Raw genomic sequence first — 20333 nt, forward strand, 5'->3', positions numbered from 1 at the left:
GGGGCCATGTCATGAAACGGGAAAACATCACCCAACCCGATCCGTCCGCATCGAACAGGCGGTTTGTCCGCGGCGGCATGCTGCTTGCGATGTTGTGCTCGCCGCTTGCGGTGCATGCACAGGCCGAGCAGACACCCGCAGGTGCGCAGGATTTTCTCGGCAAGGTGCTGGCACAGGGCACATCATCGTTGAACGTCAATACCAGCAAGGGATGGAACCGTGTGGGTGCCGCAGAGGCCGAACGCTGCATGTGGCAGGAGGAGTTTGGCGGCTTCTTTGCAGGGATGCAGCGCGTGTGGAAATGTACCGGCAGAACCATGCCGGGCTTCCTGTCCGACGACGACGCCACCATGTGGGTCGCCATTGGCGCGTGGACGCCACGTGGTGCGAGCGCGGACGGCGAGTGCAGGACACGCGTGCAGGTGGACAAGAAGGGTTCGGTGATGCGCCAGTTCAAGGGGCGCTATGACCGGAAGGCGGCTGAATTCACCGCATGGTCGGGTCCCCAGAGCGGTCCTTTCGTCATCGACTGGACGAAGGCGGCGGGTACGACCTCCACTGGCCGTGAGGTCCACTTGAAGGGCGTCACCCCGGGCATGTCCTTCGTGTTGCCGTCCGAGGACATGGCGGTGCGCGTGGCGTATGCGATGGAGTTCCTGCGCATGCACTGCGACGCGACCGCGAGCACCGGATTCTGACGCCAATGATAAACCGCGCGCGCGTCGCCTTCGTCGTTGCTCTCACCTGCGCGAGCGGCATCGTCCGTGCCGACTCGTGGGTGCCGCCCAGCGTGAGGGTTGAAGCCAGCGAATCCGGCGAATACCTAGTGCGCATGGAACCTGGCCGGCGTGGACAGCAAGGGTCACGCGCGGTGATCTATCGCCACGATACCGCGGCCGACAGCTACCAGAAGCGACTGGTATACGCACTCCCCCATCCGGTATCGCCGGTCGACATCCTGCTGACGGACGACGGCATGCTGGTGACCCTCGACGAATGGGCGCAGATGGGACGCGGTACCGTCATCACCGTGCACGGTGCCGACGGCAAGACGACACATCGCTACACGTTGCCGAAGCTGCTGGGCGACAAGGCCGCCGCTGCCGCACCTTCCACCGTCAGTTCCACCTGGTGGCGCTGTGGCAAGCCTTCACTGATCGGCGGAGGGCACGTGTTGCGCGTGATCACCTACGACGAAGGCGAATTGCGCGTGGACCTGCGCGACGGCACCGTCGACCACGAGCCCGGCAACGGCCGCTGCCAGTAGGCAGCGACACGCGGCGACTCAGTCCTGCGTGGCAGCAGGCTCGGTGGGCTCGGCAGCCTTGACCGCTTCCGGGCTGACCTTCTCGATGGTGTGGCGCAGTTCGCGGCCGAGGATGGCCTTGGCGTCGCGCGCCCAGGCATCCAGGCGGTCGTCGAACAGCAGCTTGCTGTTCTCGTCGGGCCATACCAGCTTGAGTTCGCGCAGCTTCTGGATGAAACCGCGGAACAGGGTCTTGTCGAAGAACTCCGGCGCGGCCGGTGCGTACAGCAGGCTCAGGCGCTGCGCGGCCTGCTGGCACAGGCTTTCCAGTTCCGCCGCACCCAGCGTGCCGGGGCCGTTCTTCACCAGCACCGAAATGGCGATGTAGTAGCGCTCGAACGCCTGCTGCAGCGAGTGGCCGATCGCACGCAGGCGGAACACCTCGTCGGTCTGGCCGGCGCTGCGCGCCAGGATGCCGCCGTCGTCGTCGTTGACCTGCTGCAGCAGGCCTTCGCGGACGAACACCTCGATCGTGCGTTCCATGCGTTCGGCGAACTCGTCCTCGCTCCACGGCAGGAACAGCTCGGCCTGCAGGAACGGATAGAGCGTGCGGCCCAGCCGCAGCACGCCGGCGCGGCTCATGCGGCGGTTGTTCTGGAAGCAGCAGGCGATCCACGACGACGCCGTGAACAGGTGCAGCACGTTGTTGCGGTAGTAGCTGAGCAGCACCGCGGTGTCGTCGTCCACGCTCAGCACGTCGCCCAGCGGATGCTTGATCCGCTGCAGCATGTTGATTTCTTCGGCGTGGGAGATGATGCGGTCGGGCGAGTGCGGGGTGACGGTGACGCGGTCGGAGTAGGGCAGTTCGGCCAGCAGCACCTTCGACAGCTCGATCTGTGCGATCAGGTCGGCTTCGCCCATCGCGTGCTTGGGCGTGGACAGCAGCGCCAGCGCCAGCAGGTTGATCGGATTCACGTCGGCGGCGCGGTTGATGTTGACCTGGATCTGCTGCGCCAGCGCGTCGACGATGTCGGACAGCCACGCGGGCTTTTCCTCTTCGCCCACCGGCGTGCCATCCCATTCGGGCGCATACGTCGCAAGCGCGTCGTTGAGCGGGATCGGCTCGCCGAAATTCACCACCACCTGGCCATAGTTCTGCCGCAGCACCTTGGGGATGCCCCACAGCACGGCCCAGATGGATTCCTTCTCCTTCGGCCGGCCGCTCAGTTCGTCCAGATAGCTGGTGCCTTCCAGCAGCTTTTCGTAACCGATGTAGACCGGCTGGAACAGCACCGGCTTGCGCGGCTGGCGCAGGAACGCGCGCAGCGTCATCGAGATCATGCCGCCCTTCGGCGGCAGCAGCCGGCCGGTGCGCGAGCGCCCGCCTTCGATGAAGTACTCCAGCGAATAGCCGCCGGAGACCAGCTGCGCCACGTACTCGGTGAACACCGCCGAGTACAGCGGGTTGCCGCGGAAGCTGCGGCGCATGAAGAACGCGCCGCCCTTGCGCAGCAGCGTGCCCACCACCGGCAGGTTGAGGTTGATGCCGGCGGCGATGTGGGGCGGCACGATGCCGCGTTCGTACAGCAGGTACGACAGCAGCAGGTAGTCCATGTGGCTGCGGTGGCAGGGCACGTAGACGACTTCGTGGCCCGGCGCGGCTTCCTTGAATTTGTCCAGGTGGTGGACCAGCACGCCGTCGTAGATCTGGTTCCACACGTGGCTGAGCAGGAAGCTGGCCGAGCGCACCACCGGGTTGGAGTAGTCGGCGGCGATTTCCCAGGCGTAGGCGTGCGCCTTCTTCCACGCGTCCTCGGGCTTGGACTTGTCGCGACGCGCCTGTTCGGCGATCGCGTCCTTCACCGGCTCGGCGGCCAGCACCTGGTCGACCAGCAGCCGGCGCGTGGACAGGTCGGGGCCGATGACGGCTTCGCGGATGCGGTGGAAGTGCGTGCGCAGTACGCGCGAGAGTTTGCGGACCGTGCGTTCCGGTTCCAGGCCTTCATCGACCGTGCCGCGCAGCGACACCGGCGGCGCGAATCGCACGATGGTGCCGCGGCCGTTGAGCAGGATCGCCAGCAGGCGACGGAAGCGGCCGACGATGGCCCAGTTTTCGGAGAACAGCACCGAGAACCAGCCGCTCTGCTTGTCCGGCGCGCGACCGACGAAGATCGACACCGGCACCAGCTGCACATCCAGCGCGGGGTTGGCGCGATGCGCCTGCAGCAGCTTGGCCAGCGAGCCGGAATGGGTCTTGGCGCTGACCTGGTCGGGGATCAGCGTGCTGGCGTTGCGACGCGACAGCGCCACGTAGGCGCGCTTGCGGCCGAGCGGATTGCCGCCCACCGGCAACGGCATCAGCGGTGAGGGCAGGCCGGCGTCGCGGCAGGCGCGGTCGAGGATCAGCGCGTTCGACAGGCCGTAGTCTTCCAGCACGTAGCAGACCGGGCGGCCGTCCAGCAGGTCGGCCGGCACGCCGGGTTCGATGTTCAACGCCAGCCACGGATCGGCCAGGCGGCCCAGCAGGCGCGCCCACAGCGGGCGCTTGGCTTGCTTGGCGGTGCTGTAGGGCGCCATCGGCAGGCCCGCGGTCACTGGCGCATCGTCAGCGATCGCGGCCTCAGGCGAGGCATCGTGCGCAGGTGCGTTCGCCGCCGCGGACTTCTTCTCGGGCGGCGTCGGCGTCGGGCCGTCCGGAAACGGCAGGGAGTTCTGTTCAGGCATCGGCCGCATTATGGCTCACGCCCATGGCCGGCTGGAAAGCGGTTACAGCGCCCGGCCCGTGTCATTCATCCGGCGGGGCCGGGGCTCCGGCCCCGCAGGGAAGGGCGCAAGTCGTTGAAAACAGGGCGTTCGGTGCCTGCAGGCCGTCATGGCGGGGTGGGCGGCTCGCCGTCGGCCGCGGGTGCAGGCGGCAAGGTGTCGGGTGCGGGCACTGCCGCCAGCACCGCGTCGGCATGCCGGAGGTAGTCGGTGAGGTACCACCGGCCGTCGCGCCGGGTCAGGCTGACCACGGTGTCGATCTCGCGTTCGCCCAGCGGGTAGTGGATGCGAACGGTCGCGGTATCGCCCTTCTCTTCGACGAGGCCGGTGCGCAGGTCGGTGAAGGTCGTATCCAGTGGCAGGCCGTAGCGGGCGAACGTGGCCTTGGCTTCGATGAAGACCGGCGTCAGCCGCTGCAGGCTGGCCACCATGCCCGCCTCATTCAGCGCCTGCTCGTTCGTGAGACCGCTGCGGCGCGCCGCCGGTGCCAGCCGTGCGAGCGTGGCGCGCGCAAGCGCCGGATCCCCAAGTGGCGCGCGCTGCGCCCAGTCGCCCAGCGCGGCGATCACCTGCGCGTAGTGGTCGCGTTCTTCCTGGGTGTAGTCGCCCTCGTTCTTCACGTATTGCACGCCGAACAGGCCCAGCGTGCGCGCGGCTTCCTTCAGGTCGCGGTCCTGGCGGGCGAACTGGCGGTCGAAGCTGCGCTGCAGGGTCTTTTCCGCCTCCTTTGCGGACAGCGCGGCCAGCATCTGCACCAGCTTGTCGTCCAGCGGCAGCTCGGTCAGCGGCCAGCGGCTGTGGCCGGCACGCCAGGCGCTGTCCAGCCGTGCGTGGACATCGGGCGGAAGGGCATCGCGTGCGAAGCCGACCAGATCGTTGTTCTGCAGATGGGTCGCCAGCTGGCGCACGCTGGCGGCGGGCTCGCTGGCCGCACCGGCCAACTCCTCCGGCGCCTGCTTCCTGCAGGCGGCCAGCAGCAGCAGCGACAGCCCGGCGGCTGCCAGCACGCGCAGGACGGACGCGGACGGCTTCGGCTTCATGCGGTGTGACTCCCCAGTCGCGTTGCATCTTCGCGGGCGCCGGCCGACGCAGCAAGGATGGCGGTCGCAGTTGGGAGGTCGGGAATGGGGAGGAGGGATTGGGGGAATGGTAGGCAGGGAACAGGAATGCCGCTGGTGTTCCCATTCCCTGTTCCCCATTCCCGCCCAATAAAAAAGGAGGCCGGGCGTCTTGCGACGTCGCGGACCTCCTGAAGTCCGGCCGAAACCGGAGGACGAAGTGTTGTGGCACATCTCCGGTCCAAGGACCGGATGCGCACAGCCTACCTGCGCCCGAATGCTAAGGCAATACCTGAAGTAACTTGCTTCAAGCTATTGATTTTATTTGACAGCACCGGCGATTTCCGCCTGAATGGCCTCGGCCGCCACGCGTGGATCGGCCGCCTTGCTGATCGGGCGGCCCACCACGATGGCGTCCGCACCCAGCGCGAAGGCCTCGGCCACGCCGACGGTGCGCTTCTGGTCGTCGCCCACCGGACCGCCGGGGCGGATGCCGGGGCAGACGATCGAGAAGCCGGCCCCGGTCGCGGCGCGGATCATCCCCGCCTCCTGCCCGGAACAGATCACGCCGTCGATGCCGGCCGACTGCGCCGCCAGCGCGCGCTGGACGACGATGTCCGCCGGTTCGCCGCTGTTGATGCCCATGGCGCGAAGATCGTCGCCGTCCATCGACGTCAACACGGTCACCGCCAGCAACCGCAACTCGCCGGCCCGCGCCTCGGCGGCGGCTTCCATCATCCCGGCGTGCCAGCCGTGGATGGTGGCGTAGGTCACCGGCCAGCGCGACAGGCCACGGATCACCCCGGCCACGGTGGCGGGGATGTCGAAGAACTTCAGGTCGACGAACACGCGCTTGTCGCGCCGTGCCAGCTCGTCCAGCACGGTGAAGTAGTCGCCGCTGGCCAGCAGCTCCATGCCGATCTTGTAGAACTGCACCGCATCGCCCAGCCGGTCGACCCAGGCCAGCGCGTCGGCGCCGGACGGCGCGTCCAGCGCGAAGATCAGCCGCTCGCGCGCGCTGAGTGCAACGGGACCCGCTGCGCTCACGGCGCGTAGTCCAGCGCGTCGCGCTTGGCCTGCGTGCGGGCGGCGGGCGGCTGGTCCCAGGCGTTGTTGAACAGCGCAGGCTCCCACGAGCCGTAGGTCGGGTTGGGCAGCATCCACCAGCGTTCGCCGAACCAGTCGTCGTACTCGTCGAACAAGGCCTGGCGGCCGTCGCGGGTGTTGGCTTCCACCTGCACGAAATCGCCGATCTGGTCGCCGAACTGCATCAGCACGCGGTACTGCTGGCCGGCGAGGCGGCGACGGCAGTTCTTCTCGCTGCCGTTCTGCTCGCAGCCTTCCAGCACGGTGCCCAGGCCGAGGAACACGCTGTCGTCGGCGACCGGCAGGCCGGCCTCGCGCAGGTTGGCCAGGGTGGCTTCCTTCAGATGCACGGCGCGGTTGGAGATGTAGAGGATGGTCACGCCCTTCTCGGCGGCGGCCCTGGCGAAATCGACCACGCCCGGCAGCGGTTTGGCCTTCTTCTCGGCGACCCACTGGTCCCAGCTGATCTCGTCGTACTCCTTGCCGTCGCGGATCAGGCGCGCCTGGTAGGGCGAGTTGTCCAGCACGGTTTCGTCCACATCCATCACCACGGCCGGCTTCAGGCCGGCGGCGGCGTTGCCGCGCTCGCCGGGGACCAGCGCGTCCCAGTTCTTTTCCTTCAACGCGACATCCAGGTGGTCGGCGGCGGCACGGAACGTCTGCGTGGTGATCGCGCGGTACTCGACCGAGGTCTGCACCCACGCCACGGCGTTGAGGTTGTCGTGCGTGCCGGCTGGCTTGGTCGCCGTCACGGCGGGCGCGGCGGCATCGGCCGGTACGGCCGCGGGCTCGGTGCGCTTGCAGGCGGCCAGGGTCAGCAACGAAGCCGCCAGGCCGGCGGCGAGCAGGGAAACGCGCATGGAAGATCCCATTTCGAATGTGCGGGAATTCTAGCCGACCGCTGTTACACCCGTCGGTCGGTGCCGCTGCGCGCGGGTTATCCTGCCGGCCCGTTCCTGCTGCCGATGCCTCCATGGAAGACACCGCACTCGTCCTGAATGCCACCGAGGCCCGCCTGCTCGGCTGCCTGATCGAGAAGGAAGCCACCACGCCGGAGACCTATCCGCTGACGGTCAACGCCGCGCAGTCCGCCGCCAACCAGAAGACCGCGCGCGATCCGGTCATGGCGCTGGACCCGGGCGCGGTGAACCACGCGCTGCGCCAGTTGGAGCAGAAGGGCTTGGCCAAGCAGGTGTTCTCGTCGCGCGCCGAGCGCTACGAGCATCGTACCGCGGCGTTCTTCGGCATTCCGCAGCAGCAGGCCGTGCTGCTGGGCCTGTTGCTGCTGCGCGGCGCGCAGACCACGCACGAACTGCTCGCGCGCAGCGAGCGTTTGTTCAAGTTCGCCGACGCCGACGACGTGCGCCACCACCTCGACCGCCTGATCCAGCGCGAACCTGCGCTGGTCGTGCAGATCCCGCGCGGTCCGGGACAGCGCGAGGATCGCTACATGCACCTGCTGACGGGACCGGTGGATGTGGCCGCGATCGCGGCGCGGCTGCCGTCGTCGTCCGCAGGCGAGCCCGCGAATGTGGAACTCGAAGCGCGCGTTGCGGCGCTGGAGGGCGAGGTGACCGCGTTGCGTGAACAGATCGCCCGTTTGCTGGAGACGCACGGAGGCTGAGCGCCCGCCTTCGCGATGATCTTCCGCTCGCGCCTCAGCGCTTCTCTTCCATCAGTCCCACCAGGTTGCCGTCCGGATCACGCAGGAAGCCCGTCCATAGTTCATGGTCCGTCATGCGCGCGGCGAGTTGCGGAGGCCGCTCCTCGTTAGCGCCACGCGCGACGAGGGCAGCCTGCGTGGCGACGATGTCGTCCACGGTGAAGTAGAGGATCGAGTTCGCACCGACCGCACTGGCGCCCTGCGGCGTGGTCAGCATCAGTCGCACATCGCCGGCCTGCAGAAAGGCCAGGGTCGGCGCAGGCTGGAACAGCAACGCCAAGCCAAGCATGTCGCGGTAGAACGCCAGCGCGACATCGACGTCGCTGACGGTGATGGCGATCTGGCGGATGTGGGAAAGGCGTGCGGTCATCGTCTTGTCCGGTCGACAGGGGGAGGGTCGGGCATGAGCCCTGAGGATCGCTCGGACCTAGGACACCCAGCCAGGCAAGATCTCGGCAACATGCCACGCTCCATCCTTCCGCTCGAGGCGAAGAGTGTTGCCGGAGCCCCAAAGTCCATGGTGGTAGGTCTCCAACGTAACGGTGGCAGAGGTTGGACCCTCCATCTTGAGATCGAGCAGGTAGTAGAAGATGGCGGGCTGCCCGGTTGTCGCATGGATACTGCCTTCACGGGGATTCGCCACCACCTTGCACGCCGATGCCTTGAATAGCGGCAATCCCATGCGTTGCAGGCGATCGAAGGTGGCGGGGGACGCGTCCTGCCCGTTGACTCCGAGGCAGTAGACGAAGCGCTCCCGCGCTTTCGGAAGCGTGTGTTCGAATACGGCGGCCTGGATGTCGTCCGGGATTGCCGCGAGTGCCGCCTGCGGCATCAGTGCCACGAAGGGCAGCAGCGAGGCTAGCCACGTTTTCGTACCCATGGCGGAGTTTCGCAGGCTCACTGCGGCCGCCGACTGCTGCGCAGCAGGAACAGGCTGCCGATGAGCGTGCCCGCCAACGATGCCGCCAGTCCGATTGCCGAAGCGATCAGCAGTTCACGCGGCCACGAGACAGGCATCCCGGCGCTGTCGCCAACAAGCATCCGTAGTATCACGGCCGTTGGCGCGGCGGCGGCGACCAGCAGCACCAGCGGTACGAAGCGTCCGGTACCGAACGCACGCAACATCATCGCAACGACCACCAGTGCCGCCAGGCCGGGGCCGTAGAACGCACCGGGCAGCGCCGTCATCGCCGAAGGCGCCCGCCAGTACGGGAACCCGACGCCGACCAGGGCGATCAGGAAACCCACCAGCCACCAGATCCGGCTGTTGCGCGTCATGGTCCGTGCTCCCGTGGATACGGGCCAAGCGTACCGCGTCGTGCGGGCGATCCCTAGTCGAACATCGCCTGGATCGCCGCCAGACCCGCGCTGGCGCGTTCCTTCTTGCGTTCGGCATCGGCGACCGGGTCGGCGCCGTCGCGCTGCAGTTCATCGGCCGGGAGCTCGTCGATGAAGCGGCTGGGCTGCAGGCGCAGGCGTTCGCCGAAGCGGCGCGTCTCGCGGTTGTGGCTGAGCCACAGCTGCTCCTTGGCGCGGGTGATGCCCACGTACATCAGGCGCCGCTCTTCCTGCAGGTTGCCTTCCTCCACGCTGGTCTCGTGCGGCAGCGTGCCGTCTTCGCAACCCACGATGAAGACGTAGCGGAACTCGAGCCCCTTCGCGGCATGCAGGCTCATCAGACGCACCTGGTTGCCGCCGTCATCCTTGTCGTTGCGCGACAGCAGCGCGAGTTGCGCGGCCAGGTCGCCGGCGGAACTGCCACGCGGTCCGCCCTCAAACCAGTCGGCCAGTTCATCCAGGTTGGCGCGGCGACGATGGAACGAGGCTTCGTCCTTGCACTGCGAGCGCAGGTCGGGCAACAGGCCCGAGCGTTCGCTCAGGCGGCGCACCAGATCGGCTGGCGGCAGTTCCTCGGCATGCCGGCGCAGGTCGCGCACAATGTCGACGAAGGCGCTGAGGCCATTGGCCGCACGCGGCGGCAAGGCCTTCAGCGCGCCCATCGATTCGGCCGCGCGCGACAACGGCAAGTGAGCGTGCTGTGCCATCTCGGCCAGCTTCGCCAGCGAGGTCGCACCGACTTCGCGCTTCGGCGATTGCACCGCGCGCAGGAAGGCGGCGTCGTCGTCCGGATTGACCAGCAGGCGCAGCCACGACAGCGCGTCCTTCACTTCCTGGCGCTCCAGGAACGCGGTGCCGCCGGTCAGGTGGTAGGGGATACGCAGCAGCTGCAGCGCCTTCTCCAGCGCGCGCGACTGGTGGTTGCCGCGGAACAGGATGCAGAAGTCGCTCCACGCCGCGCTCTTGGAGGCGTGCACGAAGGAAATCTCGGCCGCGACCTTCTCCGCTTCGTGCTCGTTGTCGCGGCATTCCCACACGCGGATGCGTTCGCCGTCGGCCTGGTCGCTCCACAGCGCCTTCGGGTGCTCGTGCGGGTTGTTGGCGATCAGCGCATTGGCGGCGCGCAGCACGCGGTTGCTGCAGCGGTAGTTCTGTTCTAGCTTGATGATCTGCAGGGCCGGATAGTCCTTCGCCATCTGCAGCAGGTTGTCGGGGTTGGCGCCGCGCCAGGCGTAGATGCTCTGGTCGTCATCGCCCACGCAGGTGAAGTCGCCACGCTCGCCGGCGATCGCCTTCAGCAGGCGGTACTGCGCATCGTTGGTGTCCTGGCATTCGTCGACCAGCAGGTAGCCGATGCGCTCACGCCACGCGGCGGTGATCTCCGGATTGTTCTCCAGGATCTGCACCGGCAGGCGGATCAGGTCGTCGAAGTCGACCGCGTTGAACGTGGTCAGCCGGTCCTGGTAGCGCTGGTACAGCAGGGCGGCGTCCTTCTCGCGGTTGGTGCGCGCGGCGGCCAGCGCCTCCTCCGGCGAGAGACCGGCGTTCTTCGCGCGCGAGATCAGATTCTTCGCCGCTTCCACCTCGTCGGGCTTGGCACCGTACATCAGGTCCTTGACCTGCGCGCTGGCGTCGTCCGCGTCGAAGATGGAAAAGCCGCGTTTCAGGCCGACCACGGCATGTTCGATCTGCAGGAACTTCAGCCCGAGCGCATGGAAGGTACAGATGGTCAGGCCTTCCGCGGCATCGCCCTTGATCCGCTTGGACACGCGCTCGCGCATTTCCTTGGCGGACTTGTTGGTGAAGGTGATCGCCGCGATCCGGCGCGCCGGGAAGTGATTGCCGGCGATCAGGTGCGCGATCTTCTCCACGATCACCCGCGTCTTGCCGCTACCCGCGCCCGCGAGCACCAGCAGGGGGCCTTTGCTGTGCAGGACGGCGGCGCGTTGGGGGGGGTTGAGACCGTGCATGGGGACTTCCGCTGGACGGTCATTGTAGCCGGCCAGCCTACGGGAGGGATGGGTTACCATCGACGAACGCCCACGACTTGCGAAGGAATGCTTGCCATGCGCCTTATCGTCCTCGGCATCCTGCTGGCCATCGCTTCCGGCGCGTCGGCGCAGGGGAAGAAGCACCAGAACAACCTGCTGTCCGCGATGAGCACGGAAGGATTCATGGCCTACCATCCGGACCTGCGCTGGCGTCGCGATGGCCTGCTGGCCTACAACCGCGGAGATTATCCGGAAGCGTTGAGGCGACTGAAGAAGGGTGCCTATTTCGGCGACAAGCCGTCGCAGGCGATGGTGGCCGACATGTACTGGCGCGGCATCGGCGTGGAGCAGGATCGCGCACTGGCGTATGCATGGATCGACCTGTCGGCCGAACGGCTCTATCCCGACATGGTGGCGTTCCGTGAGCGCTACTGGGCCGAACTGACCGAGAGCGAGCGCCGCGATGCGCTGATGCGGGGGCGCGAGGTCTACGCGCTTTATGGCGATACCATCGCCAAGCCGCGGCAGGCGGTCCATCTGCGACGTGGCTTGCGCAAGATGACCGGCAGCCGCACGGGTTTCGTCGGCAACCTCAGTATCAGGATGTACAGATCCGACGGCACCGGATTCGAGATGCGGGGCGACGAGTACTACGCCCAGGAACTCTGGAAACCCCAGCGCTACTGGGGGCTGCAGGACACGATGTGGAAGGCGCCTGTGCGCGAGCGCGTCCGTGTCGGCGACGTGGAACAGGTGAAGACGCGACCGGAAGAGGATCGCAGTCCGGATTGACGGCGCATCCATGCGCATGAGTATCCGCCGGAGTGCTCTGCGCTGAAAGTAAAGCGGCGTCCGCGCGAGCCGTACCGTTTTGTTCCGCATGAATCCGACAGGAGTCAGCAGATGAAGTACTTCTCCATTCCTCGCGCCATCGGGCTTGCCATGTGGCTCGGCATCTCCGTGGTGGCCGTGTGCGAAGAGGCGCCGGAGCGCACGGTCGTGGCCGGCGGGCTGGAAGGTGTGACAGAGGTAGTGCTCGACGCCGAGTATTTCCGCGAGCTTGGCATCGAGGCGCAGCGCGAAGGCCGGGCTCCGCAGGCGCATGCGTACTTCATGCGTGCGGCCCGGCTCGCCGACAAACTGTCCCAGGCCGCCATCGCCGAGCAGTACTGGACCGGACAGGGCGTCGATGCCGATCGGACACTTGGCTACATCTGGATGGACCTGGCCGCTGAGCGCGGCACACCGACCTTGATCGGATTGCGCGAGTCCTACTGGCGGTCGTTGTCGGCAGACGAGCGCGAACGTGTCCCGACCCTGGGGCCAGCCCTGTACGCCGTTTATGGCGACGCGGCGGCGCTGCCGCGACAGGCGCGCGAAGTAAGGCGCGAGAAATACAGGATCGTGGGCAGCCGGCTGGGGTGGGACAGCAACGTGGACGTCTGCGTCGGCGTCCGCCATGACGCCTACGATGGTTGCGTGACCTCGGCGCCGGCGGAGGCGGTACGTAAGCCCTGAGCCATTCATCGTGGCGTACCTTGCCACCGACGATCTTCGGTCGCCCATTATGGAGACCATGATGCTAAGGTGCGTCCGGGACACATCGACGAGGAGTTCCGCATGAGCCGTCTCCCCTGCAGCTTTGCAGCGGCATGTCTTGCCCTTGCGATGTCGGGCATGGTGCAGGCTCAGCCTTCGACCACGCGCTCCAGTGCGCCGGACCCGATGGCGGAACGTGACCTCGCCGCGGCGGGCTTCTTCGAATCGCATCCCGACCTGAAATTCAGGGGCATGGGCATGCAGGCCTATCGCGAGGGCGATCATGGCAAGGCGGCCACGTACTTCGACCGTGCCGCGCGGTTCGCCGACAAGCCGTCGCAGGCGATGCTGGCCGAAATGAGGTGGGAGGGACTCGGTGTTCCCCTCGATCGCGCGCTCGCCTATGCGTGGATGGATTTGGCGGCCGAGCGCGGCTATCCGGAATTGCTGGCCATGCGCGAGCGTTATTGGGACCAGCTGGATGCCGCCGATCGCGAGCGCGCCCTCGCATTGGGTGAAGCGGTCTATGCCCAGTACGGGGACGCGGTGGCGAAGCCGCGTATCGAGACCCAGTTGCGGCGTGACCGGCGCAGGATCGCCGGCAGCCGCACCGGGTTCGCCGGCAACGCCAAGCTGTTCATCATGGCGCCGGGGGCGGCCGAGGCGCCCAGCGCCACCGCCGCCGGTGGCAAGGAAGGCTATTACCCTGTCACCGTGATCGACGGCACCCGCTATTACGCGCCCGACTACTGGGCGCCCGAGCGTTACCACGTCTGGCAGGCGCAGCAGTGGCAGCAGCGGATGCAGGAGGGGCATGTCGAGGTGGGTGATCCCGAGGACGTGGGCACGGATATGCCGCCGCCGCTGCCCCAGGAGCGTCCTCTCCGCCGCTGACGCCTTCGACGCTGCCGGTATCGCCGGCTAAAATCCGCGCATGGCCAAGCTCTACTTCTACTACTCGGCGATGAATGCCGGGAAGACCACCACGTTGCTGCAGTCGGCGCACAACTACCGCGAGCGCGGGATGCGGGTGGCCATCCTGACGCCGCGGCTGGATGACCGTGCCGGCACCGGGGTGGTGGCCTCGCGGATCGGTCTGCGCGCGGATGCGGTGGCGTTCGAGCGCGACGACGATCTGGAGCGGCGGATACGCGATGACATCGCCACGCACGGCAAGCTCGACTGCGTGCTGGTGGACGAGGCGCAGTTCCTCACCCGCGCGCAGGTGTGGCAGCTCAGTGAAGTAGTGGATGCGCTGCGCATCCCGGTGCTGTGCTATGGGCTGCGCACGGATTTCCGCGGCGAGCTGTTCGAGGGCAGCCAGTACCTGCTGGCCTGGGCCGACGAGCTGAGCGAGATCAAGACGATCTGCCACACCGGCAAGAAGGCGATCATGACCGTGCGCGTCAACGAACAGGGGCGGGCCGTGCAGGACGGGCCGCAGGTGGAGATCGGCGGCAACGAGCGCTACGTGTCGGTCAGTCGCGCCGAGTTCAAGAAGATCGCCCGCGGTGAGGGCCGCATCGATCCGCTGCAGCCGGACCTGCCGCTGGCCTGAGCCGGCTCAGTGGCAGGTGGCGCGCAGCTCCGCCACGTCCCGCGGAATGATGCCGCCATCGGGCAGCGCGATGCGCAGTTCGCTCAACAGGGCATCCAGTTCGCGGCGCGCGCGCTCCTTTTCGCCCAGTCGGCACCGGGCCTCTGCCAGATAGGCGCGGGCCTGCCACCGCAGCTTCGGCGCCTCGCTGCCACCGCCAGCGTGCGTGGCCAGCGTCTCCAGCGGTGCGATGGCATCCTGCGGCCGGCCCAGTCGGGTCAGATGCCTGGCCATCGACAGTTCCGCGAACCAGGTGCGCGGGTGGTCCGGGCCGAAGCCAACGCGGGTCAGCCGCACGGCGCGGTCGAAGCGTGTTGTCGCCCCCTCTAGATCACCCTTGGCGGCAAGCACCTCGCCGATCATGCGGTCGGTCTCGCCGATGAGCGCGTGGCTGGCGCCGATGGTGCCCACCCGCATCTGTCGCGATTCTTCCAGCGCCGCCAGCGCCTCGTCGTAGCGGCCGGCGCTGTGCAGCACCATGCCGTAGTTGAACAGGCCGCCCGGCAGGATCTGCATGCTCTCGTTCTCGCGCCAGATGGCGACGGCCTGCGCGACATCGCGCACGGCGGCAGCGTTGTCGCCGCGCTCCCACGCGATGATGCCCATCGAATTCCAGCTCGACGCGGTGTCGCGATGACGCGGTCCCAGCGACTCCAGCGTCATCGCATGCAGGCGGCGAAGCTCCGCGTCTGCTTCGCGCAACTGGCCCTTGTCGACCTGCACCGCCGCGATATGGCGTCGCAGGGCCTGGGTGAGCGGGTGCCGCGGCCCGTGGATGTCTTCCGAGAGTCCGCGTGCGCGCTGGAACGCGGCCAGCGCGGCGTCGGTCTCGCCGCGGTTGCGGTAGAGCAGCGCCAGGCTGCGCTGGATCTCGATCGCCAGCGGATGCCGCGCGTGGCCGTGCGCCTGCAGGTGCGCCAGCGCGGCGCGATAGCCGCGCGCACCGGCGTCGGCATTGCCGAGTTCGACATCCAGCTGCGCCAGGTCGCGCATGTTCTCGGCGACGCCGGCTTCGTCTTTCAGGGTGCGGCGGATCTCCAGCGAACTGTCGAACATCTGCCGCGCGAGTTGCTTCTCGCCGGCGTCCGCCCGGCAGCGTCCGTTCTGCGACTGGAACTCCGCCACCCGCAGCGGCAGGCGCGATTCGATAGTCCGCAGCTGCGCCTCCATCGGCGCCATCGCCTGCACGCACTGGCGCGAACGTCCAAGCAGGCGCAGCACGCGACCGTGCTGGGTGGCGGCCTGCAGGCGCAGGCTGTCGGGGGCGTCGTCGGTCACCGCCAGCACGCGCGCCTGCTTTTCCAGCAATGCCAGCGACTCGTGGTAATCGCCCAGGCCCAGGCGCAGGCGGGCGATCACGCCCAGCAGCTCGGCCTGGGCGCGCGGCTGGTTGGCGAGTTCACGCTCGCCACGGCGTTCGCCGGCCGCCAGCAACTCGCGCGCATCGAAGGTATTGCCCTGTTGCGAGGCGCTGGCGTTGTCGAACAGGCCGATCACGAAATCCTGCATCGCCTGCGCGCGCGCGGCTTCGCGCATGGCCTGCCGCCCCTGCCACACGCTGGCGGCCAGCGCGGCGACCAGCACCGTGGCCGCCATGCCGCCAACGGCCAGCGCCCAGCGGTGACGCACGAGGTACTTGTGCAGCCGATACCCCATGCTCTGCGCCCGCGCGTGAACGGGGCGGCCTTCGATATGCCGCCGCAGGTCCAGCGACAGGGCTTCGACCGAGGCATAGCGCTGCTCCGGCAGCTTCTGCAGGGCCTTCAGTGCGATGTTGTCGAGGTCGCCGCTGAGCTTGCGGGCGGTGCGGCGCGCCTCGGGGCAACGGCTGCGGCTGCCGTCGGTGGTGCGCAGCGTGGCGACCGAGGGCTTGAGCGGCTCCACCGCCAGGATGGCCTGCTCCCATTCGGCGTCGGTCTGTCGGCGCAGGCGGTAGGGCTTGGTGCCGGCGATTAGTTCGTACAGCACCACGCCGAGTGAATACACATCGGTCATGGTGGTGACGAGTTCGCCGCGCACCTGTTCCGGTGCCGCATAGTGCAGGGTGAAGGCGCGGACTTCCGTGCGCGGATGCACCGGCGCCGGCTCCGGGTCGTCGAGCAGCTTGGCGATGCCGAAGTCCAGCAGGCGCACGTCGCCCGACGGCGTGACCAGGATGTTGGACGGCTTGAGGTCGCGGTGGACGATCAGGTTGGCGTGCGCGTGGCTGACCGCTTCGCAGACCTGCAGGAACAGCGCCAGCCGCGCGTCCAGGCCCACGTTGTTGGCCAGGCAGTAGTCGGTGATCGACACGCCTTCGACGTATTCCAGCGCCAGGTACGGCTGGCCCTCGCTGCCGATGCCGGCATCGAGCAGGCGCGCGATGTTGGGGTGTTCGAGGCGGGCGAGGATCTCGCGCTCGCGAGTGAAGCGCAGCCGCAGGTTGGGGTCGGCCAGGCCGGGGCGCAGCAGTTTCAGCGCCACCCGGCGCTGGTACAGGCCGTCCGCGCGCGTGGCCAGCCAGACCAGTCCCATGCCGCCTTCGCCCAGCAGCGACTCCAGCTGGTACGGGCCCAGGCGCATGCCGGGTTTCAGCTGGCCGGGCTTGTCGATCAGCGGCTGGTCGATGAAACCGTCGCCTTCCTCTTCCAGCGCGAGCAGCTTCTCCACTTCGCGCGCCGTGTCAGGGTCATCCGCGCGCAGGATCTCGAGTTGCTCGGCGCGTGCTTCCGGCTCCAGTTCCAGCAGCACGTCCAGCAGCGGGGACAGGCGTTTCCAGCGTTCGACGTCCATCGGCGCGGCGCGGGTGGCGCGGGCTCAGGTGTCCGCCATCGCCGACAGCAGGAACAGCCGCGCCTTCTGCCAGTCGCGGCGGATGCTGCGCTCGGAGCGCTGCAGCAGCTCGGCGATCTCCAGTTCCGACAGGCCGGCGAAGTAGCGCATTTCCACCACCTGGGCCAGGCGTTCGTCGGCGGCGGCCAGCTTCTCCAGCGCGTCGTTCAGCGCCAGCATGTCCTCGTCCAGACGCAGGTTGCCTTCCACTTCCTCGGGGATGTCGGCCACGCGCTTGAGGTCGCCGCCGCGCTTGCGCGCCAGCCGGCTGCGGGCGTAGTCCACCACCACGCTGCGCATCGAAGACGCGGCATAGGCGAAGAAGTGCGCGCGGTCCTCGAACTTGGCCGTGCCGGTGGAGCCGAGCAGCTTCAGGTAGGACTCGTGCACCAGCGCAGTGGCGTCCAGCGTGTAGCCGTGCTGGCCCGACAGCTGGCGGCGCGCCATGGTGTGCAGTTCCTGGTACAGCGTGGCCAGCACGCGGTCCAGCGCGGCGCGGTCGCCGCTGCGGGCCGAGTCCAGCCACAAGGTGATGTCAGGTGCGTCGGCCATCCGTCTTCCCCACGTGCCAAGGGCGCGAATATAACGTCATTTCCCTCACGACACGTGAGGAAGGCCGGCTTCCCGGCCGTGCTCAGCGCTGGCAGTGCCCGCACCAGACCGTGGCGCGCTGGCCGATGCTGGCCTGCTTCATCGGGCGGCCACAGCGCGGGCAGGGTTCGCCGCCGCGGCCATAGGCCGACAGCTCCTGCTCGAAATAGCCCGGCGCCCCGTCCGGGCTCAGGAAATCCCGCAGCGTGGTGCCGCCGCGGGTGATGGCATAGGCCAGGATGTCCTTCACCGCGTCCGCCAGTGCGCCGTAGCGTTCGCGCGAGACCTTGCCGGCGGCGCGCAACGGCGAAATGCCGGCCCGGAACAGGCTTTCGGCGGCATAGATGTTGCCCACGCCCACCACCACGGACTGGTCCATCAGGAAGGTCTTCACCGGCGCCTTGCGGCCGCGGCTGAGGAAGAACAGGTAGTCGCCGTCGAAGTCGTCCGACAGCGGTTCCGGCCCCAGCCCCTGCAGCAGCGGATGCGTCTCGCCCACCGGTTGCCAGAGCAGGCTGCCGAAGCGGCGGGGGTCGTTGAAGCGCAGCACGCGCCGGTCCTCGCCCGCCAGTGAGATATCCACGTGGTCGTGGATGCCCACCGGCGTGTCCGCAGGCAGCACGCGCAGGCTGCCCGACATGCCCAGGTGCAGCAGCGCGCTGCCGGCGGCCGTGTCCATCAGCAGGTACTTGGCGCGGCGGCGCACGGCGTCGATGCACTGGCCGGGGAGGTCGCGGGCCACCTCCGGCGGAATCGGCCAGCGCAGGTCGGGACGCCGCAGCGTCACCGCCGTGATCCGTCGGCCTTCGACATGCGGCGCCAGTCCGCGGCGCGTGGTCTCGACTTCGGGCAACTCAGGCATGGGTCACCGCCGCGCTGTAGAAATCGCCCTCGCGGCGCACATGTACCCGGCCGCCGAAGGCATGGCTCAGGTGCGCGTCGGTCAACGTGGCCGCGCGATCGCCGTCGGCCTGCAGCGCGCCGTCGCGCAGCAGCAACACGCGGTCGATCTCGGGGATGATTTCTTCGATGTGGTGGGTCACCAGCACCAGGGTGATGCCGCGTTGTGCGAGCGTGCGCATCAGGTCCAGGAAGTGCTGCCGTGCCACCAGGTCCAGCCCGGCCGTGGGTTCGTCCAGCAGCAGGGCCTCGGGCTCGTGCACCAGCGCGCGCGCGATCAGCACGCGGCGCATCTCGCCGGTGGACAGTTCGGCGACCTGGCGGTCGGCCAGAGCGGCGGCGTGCACGTGCTCCAGCGCACGACGCGCGCGTGCACGCATGTCGGCGTCGACCTGCCGGTGCGGCGGCAGCACGAAGCTCGAGAAGTAGCCGCTGACCACCGCGTCCTCGACACGCAGTTGCGGCATCTGCTGCAGGTCGCGGGTGAGGTCGCTGGTCACCACGCCCAGGCGATTGCGCAACTGACTGACGTTCCAGCGGCGCAGGCCGAACACCTTCACCGGCGCCTCGCCCTCACGCGCCAGCGGGTAAAGCTCGCGGTTGATCAGCTTGATGAAGGTGGATTTCCCGCACCCGTTCGGCCCCAGGATAGCCGTGTGCTGGCCGAGCGGAATGGTCAGCGACAGGTCGTGCAGCACGCGGGTGGCGCCACGCACGACGGTGGCGCGGTCCAGCTCGAACAGGGGCGCGGCGAAGGCGGCCGTGGCAGGGGAGGCGGGCAGGTTCATCGGAGCGGGCAGGGCAGGTGCGCGGCCAGCGTACCCGAATCCGCCGGGCCGCCGGGGGCGACAGGCGCATGGCACGGACCGCGTCACCCGATCCTCGCCCGCCGACCCTACAATGCCGGCATGCATCGCCTTCTCTCCCTGTTCCTCGTCGCCTGCCTGCCGCTGGCGGCATCGGCCCAGGTCACCGCCACCGGCGAGTACCTGGCGCGCATGGACACTGACCGCGACGGCCGCGTCGGCCTGGCCGAATACCAGGCGTGGATGAGCTATGCCTTCGACGGCATGGACCGCAATCGCGATGGCGTGCTGTCCGCCGACGAACTACCCGGCGGACGCGGCAAGCCGATCACCCGCGAGGCGCATCTGGCGCAGTTGGCGGACCGTTTCAAGCGGCAGGACGTCGATCGCGACGGCTTCCTCAGCGAAAAGGAACTGGCGGCACCGCCACGCTGATCGCCGTCAGGTGTGCAGCAGGCGGCCGCCTGCGAAGGCCCAGTTCTCCCACGTCGTTTCCTTGAAACAGACCATCACGTTCTCCGGGTCGCGACCGGCCGCCTGCAGGCGTTGCATCAGGTCGGCCAACAGCGCCTTCTTCACCTTCACACTGCGTCCGGCGGACCACAGGATCTCGATCAGCACGAAGTCGCCGTCGCGCGCACCGGCCACGTCCGGGTACGAGGCGTCGTAGCGGAAGTCCTCCGCCGGCAGTTCCAGCACGCGCTGGAAGCGGTCGGTGGCGGGCACGCCGGAGGCGATGAGGGCGGCATGCACGGCATCGAGCACGGATGCCTTGAAGGCGGCGTCCTTCGGCGCGCAGACCGTCAGGGTGACCAGGGGCACGGCGAACTCCTGCGAGGGGTAGAGAAAACCAGCTTATCCCGCGCGGCTGCGCACAAAAGAAAACGCCGGCCACGAAGGCCGGCGTCGGGGTTGCCGGCCCTGGGAGGGGCCGGCGGGGGAGG

21 protein-coding genes are annotated in these 20333 nt (G+C 68.2%); 8 read left to right on the plus strand and 13 right to left on the minus strand.

The genetic code is table 11. The features are described from left to right. Positions 1 to 11 precede the first annotated feature (11 nt). Together ASD77_RS06570 and ASD77_RS06575 are read left to right on the plus strand one after the other, a co-directional pair. A complete protein-coding gene (locus ASD77_RS06570; protein WP_156383497.1) occupies positions 12 to 698 on the plus strand; it encodes a hypothetical protein in 687 nt (228 codons plus the stop codon). 5 nt (positions 699 to 703) lie between these two features. Next, entirely contained in the window at positions 704 to 1267 is a 564-nt protein-coding gene (locus tag ASD77_RS06575; RefSeq protein ID WP_156383498.1) for a hypothetical protein, read from the plus strand. Between the two features lie 18 nt (positions 1268 to 1285). On the opposite strand, the gene plsB is transcribed toward ASD77_RS06575, so the two are convergent. The 4 genes from plsB to ASD77_RS18455 all read right to left on the minus strand — a co-directional run bounded on the left by plsB (position 1286) and on the right by ASD77_RS18455 (position 7013). Next, positions 1286 to 3979, minus strand: a complete 2694-nt coding sequence (gene plsB / locus ASD77_RS06580) for a glycerol-3-phosphate 1-O-acyltransferase PlsB (protein ID WP_055939074.1) — start codon at positions 3977 to 3979, stop codon at positions 1286 to 1288. 137 nt (positions 3980 to 4116) lie between these two features. Further along, on the minus strand, positions 4117 to 5049 hold the full coding sequence (locus ASD77_RS06585; protein ID WP_055939078.1) for a hypothetical protein: 933 nt from the start codon (positions 5047 to 5049) through the stop codon (positions 4117 to 4119). A gap of 339 nt (positions 5050 to 5388) precedes the next feature. Continuing rightward, positions 5389 to 6114, minus strand: a complete 726-nt coding sequence (gene pyrF / locus ASD77_RS18450; RefSeq protein ID WP_055939081.1) for an orotidine-5'-phosphate decarboxylase — start codon at positions 6112 to 6114, stop codon at positions 5389 to 5391. Continuing rightward, positions 6111 to 7013: a 5'-nucleotidase, lipoprotein e(P4) family gene (locus tag ASD77_RS18455; protein WP_055939085.1), complete on the minus strand. Its 903-nt coding sequence runs from the start codon at positions 7011 to 7013 to the stop codon at positions 6111 to 6113. The genes pyrF and ASD77_RS18455 overlap by 4 nt, the downstream gene beginning before the upstream one ends. 113 nt (positions 7014 to 7126) lie before the next feature. Between ASD77_RS18455 and ASD77_RS06600 the strand changes: the two genes are divergently transcribed. Further along, the gene (locus tag ASD77_RS06600; protein ID WP_055939089.1) at positions 7127 to 7777 is read left to right on the plus strand and encodes a DUF480 domain-containing protein; all 651 of its coding nucleotides are present in this window, start codon (positions 7127 to 7129) and stop codon (positions 7775 to 7777) included. 34 nt (positions 7778 to 7811) lie between these two features. On the opposite strand, the gene ASD77_RS06605 is transcribed toward ASD77_RS06600, so the two are convergent. From ASD77_RS06605 to ASD77_RS06620, 4 genes are read right to left on the minus strand one after another with little or no spacing between them, the layout of a single operon-like run. Further along, positions 7812 to 8186: a VOC family protein gene (locus tag ASD77_RS06605; RefSeq protein ID WP_055939092.1), complete on the minus strand. Its 375-nt coding sequence runs from the start codon at positions 8184 to 8186 to the stop codon at positions 7812 to 7814. A 57-nt stretch (positions 8187 to 8243) separates the two neighbouring features. Beyond that, entirely contained in the window at positions 8244 to 8696 is a 453-nt protein-coding gene (locus ASD77_RS06610; protein WP_156383499.1) for a hypothetical protein, read from the minus strand. Between the two features lie 17 nt (positions 8697 to 8713). Further along, positions 8714 to 9094 (minus strand): hypothetical protein, encoded by a 381-nt coding sequence (locus tag ASD77_RS06615; RefSeq protein WP_055939099.1) that lies wholly within the window; start codon positions 9092 to 9094, stop codon positions 8714 to 8716. Positions 9095 to 9147: 53 nt separating this feature from the next. Next, positions 9148 to 11124: a UvrD-helicase domain-containing protein gene (locus ASD77_RS06620; protein WP_055939102.1), complete on the minus strand. Its 1977-nt coding sequence runs from the start codon at positions 11122 to 11124 to the stop codon at positions 9148 to 9150. 96 nt (positions 11125 to 11220) lie between these two features. On the opposite strand from ASD77_RS06620, the gene ASD77_RS06625 reads away from it, so the two are divergent. The 4 genes from ASD77_RS06625 to ASD77_RS06640 all read left to right on the plus strand — a co-directional run bounded on the left by ASD77_RS06625 (position 11221) and on the right by ASD77_RS06640 (position 14242). Further along, positions 11221 to 11937 (plus strand): sel1 repeat family protein, encoded by a 717-nt coding sequence (locus ASD77_RS06625; RefSeq protein ID WP_156383500.1) that lies wholly within the window; start codon positions 11221 to 11223, stop codon positions 11935 to 11937. 111 nt (positions 11938 to 12048) lie between these two features. Further along, positions 12049 to 12663, plus strand: a complete 615-nt coding sequence (locus ASD77_RS06630) for a sel1 repeat family protein (protein ID WP_055939107.1) — start codon at positions 12049 to 12051, stop codon at positions 12661 to 12663. A gap of 102 nt (positions 12664 to 12765) precedes the next feature. Beyond that, a complete protein-coding gene (locus tag ASD77_RS06635) occupies positions 12766 to 13578 on the plus strand; it encodes a sel1 repeat family protein (protein WP_162247605.1) in 813 nt (270 codons plus the stop codon). A 40-nt stretch (positions 13579 to 13618) separates the two neighbouring features. Next, positions 13619 to 14242: a thymidine kinase gene (locus ASD77_RS06640; RefSeq protein WP_055939113.1), complete on the plus strand. Its 624-nt coding sequence runs from the start codon at positions 13619 to 13621 to the stop codon at positions 14240 to 14242. Between the two features lie 6 nt (positions 14243 to 14248). Here ASD77_RS06640 and ASD77_RS06645 read toward each other — a convergent pair whose 3' ends face one another. From ASD77_RS06645 to ASD77_RS06660, 4 genes are all read right to left on the minus strand, one after another. Then, positions 14249 to 17053 carry a serine/threonine-protein kinase gene (locus ASD77_RS06645; protein ID WP_055939116.1) on the minus strand — a complete coding sequence of 935 codons (2805 nt, stop codon included), beginning with the start codon at positions 17051 to 17053 and terminating at the stop codon, positions 14249 to 14251. Positions 17054 to 17077: 24 nt separating this feature from the next. Further along, on the minus strand, positions 17078 to 17644 hold the full coding sequence (locus ASD77_RS06650; RefSeq protein WP_055939119.1) for an ECF-type sigma factor: 567 nt from the start codon (positions 17642 to 17644) through the stop codon (positions 17078 to 17080). An 82-nt stretch (positions 17645 to 17726) separates the two neighbouring features. Next, positions 17727 to 18545, minus strand: coding sequence for a bifunctional DNA-formamidopyrimidine glycosylase/DNA-(apurinic or apyrimidinic site) lyase (mutM, locus tag ASD77_RS06655; protein WP_055939122.1), 819 nt, complete (start codon positions 18543 to 18545; stop codon positions 17727 to 17729). Continuing rightward, positions 18538 to 19371 carry an ATP-binding cassette domain-containing protein gene (locus ASD77_RS06660; protein WP_055939126.1) on the minus strand — a complete coding sequence of 278 codons (834 nt, stop codon included), beginning with the start codon at positions 19369 to 19371 and terminating at the stop codon, positions 18538 to 18540. Before ASD77_RS06660 ends, mutM begins: the two co-directional genes overlap by 8 nt. 120 nt (positions 19372 to 19491) lie before the next feature. Here ASD77_RS06660 and ASD77_RS06665 point away from each other — a divergent pair, with 120 nt between their 5' ends. Continuing rightward, positions 19492 to 19824 carry a calcium-dependent protein kinase 21 gene (locus tag ASD77_RS06665; protein ID WP_055939129.1) on the plus strand — a complete coding sequence of 111 codons (333 nt, stop codon included), beginning with the start codon at positions 19492 to 19494 and terminating at the stop codon, positions 19822 to 19824. A gap of 6 nt (positions 19825 to 19830) precedes the next feature. Here the strand turns inward: ASD77_RS06665 and ASD77_RS06670 are convergent, their stop codons facing one another. Beyond that, positions 19831 to 20211 (minus strand): tautomerase family protein, encoded by a 381-nt coding sequence (locus tag ASD77_RS06670; protein WP_055939132.1) that lies wholly within the window; start codon positions 20209 to 20211, stop codon positions 19831 to 19833. Between the last annotated feature and the right edge of the window lie 122 nt (positions 20212 to 20333).

Origin of the sequence: Pseudoxanthomonas sp. Root65 (genome assembly GCF_001427635.1) — a bacterium.
Lineage (GTDB): Bacteria > Pseudomonadota > Gammaproteobacteria > Xanthomonadales > Xanthomonadaceae > Pseudoxanthomonas_A.

Excerpts from the sequence above, each read along its gene's own strand:
- ASD77_RS06570 (WP_156383497.1), top strand. The coding sequence starts at position 12 with ATGAAACGGGAAAACATCACCCAACCCGATCCGTCCGCATCGAACAGG.
- mutM (WP_055939122.1), bottom strand. The coding sequence starts at position 18,545 with ATGCCTGAGTTGCCCGAAGTCGAGACCACGCGCCGCGGACTGGCGCCG.
- ASD77_RS06585 (WP_055939078.1), bottom strand. The coding sequence starts at position 5,049 with ATGAAGCCGAAGCCGTCCGCGTCCGTCCTGCGCGTGCTGGCAGCCGCC.
- ASD77_RS06575 (WP_156383498.1), top strand. The coding sequence starts at position 704 with ATGATAAACCGCGCGCGCGTCGCCTTCGTCGTTGCTCTCACCTGCGCG.
- ASD77_RS06660 (WP_055939126.1), bottom strand. The coding sequence starts at position 19,371 with ATGAACCTGCCCGCCTCCCCTGCCACGGCCGCCTTCGCCGCGCCCCTG.
- ASD77_RS06665 (WP_055939129.1), top strand. The coding sequence starts at position 19,492 with ATGCATCGCCTTCTCTCCCTGTTCCTCGTCGCCTGCCTGCCGCTGGCG.
- ASD77_RS06650 (WP_055939119.1), bottom strand. The coding sequence starts at position 17,644 with ATGGCCGACGCACCTGACATCACCTTGTGGCTGGACTCGGCCCGCAGC.
- ASD77_RS06615 (WP_055939099.1), bottom strand. The coding sequence starts at position 9,094 with ATGACGCGCAACAGCCGGATCTGGTGGCTGGTGGGTTTCCTGATCGCC.
- ASD77_RS06620 (WP_055939102.1), bottom strand. The coding sequence starts at position 11,124 with ATGCACGGTCTCAACCCCCCCCAACGCGCCGCCGTCCTGCACAGCAAA.
- plsB (WP_055939074.1), bottom strand. The coding sequence starts at position 3,979 with ATGCGGCCGATGCCTGAACAGAACTCCCTGCCGTTTCCGGACGGCCCG.
- ASD77_RS06630 (WP_055939107.1), top strand. The coding sequence starts at position 12,049 with ATGAAGTACTTCTCCATTCCTCGCGCCATCGGGCTTGCCATGTGGCTC.
- ASD77_RS06605 (WP_055939092.1), bottom strand. The coding sequence starts at position 8,186 with ATGACCGCACGCCTTTCCCACATCCGCCAGATCGCCATCACCGTCAGC.
- ASD77_RS06610 (WP_156383499.1), bottom strand. The coding sequence starts at position 8,696 with ATGGGTACGAAAACGTGGCTAGCCTCGCTGCTGCCCTTCGTGGCACTG.
- ASD77_RS18455 (WP_055939085.1), bottom strand. The coding sequence starts at position 7,013 with ATGCGCGTTTCCCTGCTCGCCGCCGGCCTGGCGGCTTCGTTGCTGACC.
- ASD77_RS06645 (WP_055939116.1), bottom strand. The coding sequence starts at position 17,053 with ATGGACGTCGAACGCTGGAAACGCCTGTCCCCGCTGCTGGACGTGCTG.
- ASD77_RS06635 (WP_162247605.1), top strand. The coding sequence starts at position 12,766 with ATGAGCCGTCTCCCCTGCAGCTTTGCAGCGGCATGTCTTGCCCTTGCG.
- ASD77_RS06625 (WP_156383500.1), top strand. The coding sequence starts at position 11,221 with ATGCGCCTTATCGTCCTCGGCATCCTGCTGGCCATCGCTTCCGGCGCG.
- ASD77_RS06600 (WP_055939089.1), top strand. The coding sequence starts at position 7,127 with ATGGAAGACACCGCACTCGTCCTGAATGCCACCGAGGCCCGCCTGCTC.
- ASD77_RS06640 (WP_055939113.1), top strand. The coding sequence starts at position 13,619 with ATGGCCAAGCTCTACTTCTACTACTCGGCGATGAATGCCGGGAAGACC.